The sequence below is a fragment of the Dietzia sp. SYD-A1 genome (genome assembly GCF_015356725.1).
Lineage (GTDB): Bacteria > Actinomycetota > Actinomycetes > Mycobacteriales > Mycobacteriaceae > Dietzia.
The window spans coordinates 1-4,580 of the sequence record NZ_JADDKI010000343.1 but is presented as its reverse complement, the minus strand read 5'-3'; the positions used below and the strand labels follow the sequence as shown (position 1 = coordinate 4,580).

Below are 4,580 nucleotides of genomic sequence, written 5' to 3'. Positions count from 1 at the left end.
GGCGGTGACCGTGCGGGACGAGGCCGCCGCGGCGCCGCACGGCGGACCCCTGGCAGGACTCCGGGTGGTGGAGATGGAGGCCATCGGGCCGCTCCTGCACGCGGGTCTCATGCTGGCGGACCTCGGCGCCGAGGTGATCCGGGTGGTGCGACCCGTCCCCGTGGGGGCCGACGACGGCAACGACGACGCGAACGCGGGAATGCTCCGGGGCAGGACCGAGCTCGCGGTCGACCTGACCGAACCGGACGGGCTGCGCCGGGTGCGCGACCTGGTGGGCCGCGCCGACGTCCTGATGGAGGGGTCCCGCCCGGGAACGATGGAGAAACTCGGTCTCGGCCCCGACGTGTGGCAGCAGGAGAACCCGGGGTTGATCTACGGCCGCATGAGCGGCTGGGGACAGGAGGGACCGCTGGCCCGCGTGGCCGGACACGACATCAACTACCTCGCACTGTCAGGCGCCCTGGGGCAACTCGGCCCGGCCTCCGGGCCGCCCACACCACCGCTGAACCTCGTCGGCAACTTCGGCGGAGGGTCGATGTTCCTGCTGGTGGGAATCCTCGCGGCCCTCCACGAGCGGCAGCGGACGGGCCGGGGCCAGGTCGTGGACGCGGCGATGGTCGACGGCGCCGGTTCCCTGACGGGTCTGGTCCGATCGTGGCAACACTCCGGTCGATGGTCGTCCCGCCGGGGCACCAATCTCCTCGACGGCTCGGCACCGTTCTACCGGGCCTACGAGTGCGCCGACGGCGGGTTCGTCGCGGTGGGAGCGCTCGAGGACGTGTTCTATGAGCGCGTCGTGCGCGGTCTCGGGCTGGATCACGCCGACCTGCCGAATCGCTGGGACACCACCAACTGGGACGCGCTGACCGCGCTCTTCGGTCGGTCGTTCGCCTCGCGTGACCGCGACGCCTGGGCCGAGGTCTTCGACGAGCTCGACGCGTGCGTCACACCGGTGCTCACACTCCGGGAGGCCACGCTCCACGACCACGCGGTCCGGCGGGAGTCCTTCGTCGACGCGGGGGGCTACCCGATGCCCGCCGCGGCCCCTCGGATGAGCACCTCCCGCGGAGCGGCACCGCCTCGAGCGCGGTCGGACATGGACGCGGTTCTGTTGCGGTGGAGGAATTCGCCCCGGTGAGGTCCGTGTTCCCGGTGAACGGCGGTGGCGCCCCGGGCCGGCGCCTCCGCCCCGGCGGTCAGACCTCCCGCGCCATCGCCCGCCCGGCCTTCATCCCGGAGAAGATGCAGCCGCCGAGGAAGGTGCCCTCGAGCGAGTTGTAGCCGTGGACCCCGCCGCCACCGAAGCCGGCGACCTCCCCCGCCGCGTACAGACCGGGGAAGGGCTCCCCGTCCGGTCGCAGACACTGTGAGTCCAGCGTGGTCTCGATCCCGCCCAGGGTCTTGCGGGTCATGAGGTGCACCTTGATCGCGATCAGCGGGCCACCCGAGCCCGCAGCGGATCCCTTGCCGGCGCCCGAGTCCACGAGCAGCTTGTGCGGCTTGGCGATGCGGGTGAGCTTGTCGGTGAGCACCCGGCGAGAGTTGTGGATGGCCTGCACCTGCGCGTCCTTGGCAAAGGGGTTGTCCATCTGGCCGTCCATCGACAGGACGAACTCACGCACACTCTCCACGTCGAGCTCGGGCTCGTCCTCACCGACCAGCTCGTTCATCCCGGCGACCAGCTCCTCCAGGGAGTCGGCCACCACCCAGTCCACGCCCTTCTCGGCGAATGCGCCCACCGACGCCGGGAGCCCCTTCTTGGCGCGGGACAGGAATTTCGTGACCACCTTGTCGGTCATCTCCGGATTCTGCTCGGAACCGGAGAGCACGAACTCCTTCTCCGCGATGGCCGAGTCCAGGACGAACCACGAGTAGTCGAACCCGGTCCGGCGGATGGCCTCGACGGAGGCGGTGGTGTGGAACCCCGGGAACAGCGGCACGGGCATCCGCGCGCCCGTGGCGTCCAGCCACAGCGTCGACGGGCCCGGGATGATGCGGATGGCGTGAGAGGGCCAGATGGGCGCGAAGTTGGCGACCCCCTCGGTGTAGTGCCACATCCGGTCGCGGTTGATGAGGTTCGCTCCCGCCGAGCCCGAGATCTCGAGCATGCGGCCGTCGACGTGCTCCGGGACCCCCAGGATGAGGTCCCGCGGCGCGTCCCCCATCCGGTCCGTCGGCCAGTACCGGCGCACCAGGTCCGGGTTGCCGCCGATCCCGCCCGAGGACACGAGCACGGCGCCGCCGCGGAACTCGAAGGTCCCGGTCTCCTCGCGGGGCGAGGACACCCCGCGGTCCAGATCGCACGGGACCAGGGTGGCCCCGCGGACGCCGACCGCCCGACCGTCCTCGACCACGATCTCGTCGACCCGGTGCCGCACCGCGAACCGCACCAGCCCCTCGGCGGCGGCCGCGCGAACCGGTTCCTCGAAGACCCGCACCACCTCGGGCCCCGTGCCCCAGGTCACGTGGAAGCGCGGCACGGAGTTGCCGTGGCCCCCCACGTCCCCGCCACCACGTTCCGCCCAGCCGACGGTGGGGATGATCTTGAGCCCCAGCGCGTTGAGGTACGTCCGCTTCTCCCCCGCCGCGAACTCCACGTACGCCCGCGCCCACCGACGGGGCCAGTGATCCTCCGGCCGGTCGAAGGCGGCCGACCCGAGCCAGTCGCGCCACGCCAGGTCCAGTGAGTCGTGAATGCCGATGCGCCGCTGCTCGGGGGTGTCCACCAGGAACAGGCCGCCGAGTGACCAGTACGCCTGCCCGCCCAGGTTCTTCTCGTTCTCCTGATCCACCACGAGGATCTTCTTGCCCGCCCGGCTCGCCTCGTAGGTGGCCACCAGCCCCGCCAGCCCGTGACCCACCACGATGATGTCGGGCTCGAACCCGGGTTCGGGAGCCGGGAGCGGCCCGGCGTTGGCCGCGGTCGAGGCGGACGGCGGGGCGTACGAGGGGTAGACGGGGCGGACGGGACGGGCCTCCCCGGCTGTGCGGCCGGGGCGCGACGAGAAGTTGGTCATGAGTCCAGTGTGCCGGGTCACTCCTGGAGATGACGCAGATACCGCTCGGGCGCCGCGAGATACCGGCGGTAGTGGTCCACCATCGCCAGGTCCTCCCAGCGGCGACGGCTGATCCCCTCCTCCGACAACTCGTATACCGCCGCCCCCGGCACGGAGGCCAGGATCGGCGAGTGGGTGGCCATGAGCACCTGGGTGCTCCGACGGCCGGCCAGGTCGAGCAGCAGCGCGACCAGCCGGAGTTGGGCGTCGAAGGACAACCCCGCCTCGGGCTCGTCCAACACGAACAGCCCGCCGCCGGTGAACCGTGAGTCCAGCAGGTCCCAGAACGCCTCGCCGTGGCTGCGCGCGTGGAAGTCCTGCCCCGGCCCCGTCGCCTGGAGGTAGGTGAACAGGCCGTGGAGGGTCTCGGCCCTCACGAAGTAGCCCCACCGGGGCGCCCCGCCCCCGCGCACCAGTCGCAGCGCGTCGTGCAACGGGGACTCCGACGCCCACGTCGAGTTCCGGGCGCCGGTGGACCCGCCCTCGGCGTTGAGGCCGAACGCCATGGCCACCGCCTCGACGATCGTGGACTTGCCGGACCCGTTCTCCCCCACCAGGACGGTGAGGGCGTCCAGCTCCAACCCTTCGCGCACCAGAGCCGATACCGCGGGGACCGAGTACGGCCACGACCCGGCGCGCGGCACGAGCTGGGGGTCCACCGTGACGCGGACCAGCGGCCGCGGGTCCAGCACGCCGTCTCGACTCACGCGGCCACGGTACCGTGGCCGACATGCGGATCCACCAGATGAACTGCGGGACGTTCGCCGGACGGGTGCCGACCCGCGTGCTGCTGGTGGAGGCCCGGGGGGGTCTGGTGCTGGTGGACACCGGTATCGGGCTCCGCGACGTCGCGGACCCCGCCGCCCGGCTGGGCCCGATGAGGCACGCGATGCGCCCGCGGCTGGACGCGGCCGAAACAGCGCGTCGCCGCATCGAGAACATGGGAATGGACCCCCGCGAGGTGCGCCACATCGTGCTCACCCACATGGACTTCGACCACATCGGCGGTCTCGCCGACTTCCCGGGGGCGAAGGTGCACGTGGCCTCCGAGGCCCTGACGTGGGCGGTGCGCACCCCACGCTGGATCGAGCGGCGTCGGTACCGGCGTGCCCAGTGGGCGCACGGGCCGGACTTCGTCGAGTACACCTACGGGACCGACCGGTGGGAGGGCTTCCGGGTGCATCCCCTGGATCACGTCCTCGAGGGGATGATCCTCGTGGATCTGCCGGGTCACACCGTCGGGCATGCCGGGGTCCTTGTCCCGGGGGATCCCGGGGACCCGGGCGAGCTCGACGTCCTGCACGCCGGGGATGCGTTCTACCTCAGGGGGCAGATCGATCCCTCGGTCGGATACCCCAGGGCGATCGCGGTCGCGGAACGCACCCTGTCGCTGGTCCCCTCGGCCGTGGAGCTGACCCACGCGCGCCTCGCGGCGCTGGCCGGGCGTCGCGGCACGGATCTGCGGGTGGTGTGCGCCCACGACCCGGCGGGGCCGGGAGGCGTGCCGGGGTGAGGATCCGGGAC

At 72.1% G+C, this 4,580-nt stretch carries 4 protein-coding genes; 2 read left to right on the top strand and 2 right to left on the bottom strand.

Going from position 1 to position 4,580, the window contains the following annotated elements; all coding sequences use genetic code 11:
• The first annotated feature begins 4 nt into the window (after positions 1-4).
• Complete coding sequence (locus IY392_RS13335; protein WP_309234183.1) at positions 5-1,138, top strand: CaiB/BaiF CoA-transferase family protein; 1,134 nt, start codon at positions 5-7, stop codon at positions 1,136-1,138.
• 58 nt (positions 1,139-1,196) lie between these two features.
• Here the strand turns inward: IY392_RS13335 and IY392_RS13330 are convergent, their stop codons facing one another.
• Positions 1,197-3,017 (bottom strand): FAD-binding dehydrogenase, encoded by a 1,821-nt coding sequence (locus IY392_RS13330; RefSeq protein ID WP_194861471.1) that lies wholly within the window; start codon positions 3,015-3,017, stop codon positions 1,197-1,199.
• A 17-nt stretch (positions 3,018-3,034) separates the two neighbouring features.
• Positions 3,035-3,763, bottom strand: a complete 729-nt coding sequence (locus tag IY392_RS13325; RefSeq protein ID WP_309234182.1) for an AAA family ATPase — start codon at positions 3,761-3,763, stop codon at positions 3,035-3,037.
• A 23-nt stretch (positions 3,764-3,786) separates the two neighbouring features.
• On the opposite strand from IY392_RS13325, the gene IY392_RS13320 reads away from it, so the two are divergent.
• A complete protein-coding gene (locus IY392_RS13320; RefSeq protein WP_194861470.1) occupies positions 3,787-4,569 on the top strand; it encodes an MBL fold metallo-hydrolase in 783 nt (260 codons plus the stop codon).
• Positions 4,570-4,580 lie beyond the last annotated feature (11 nt).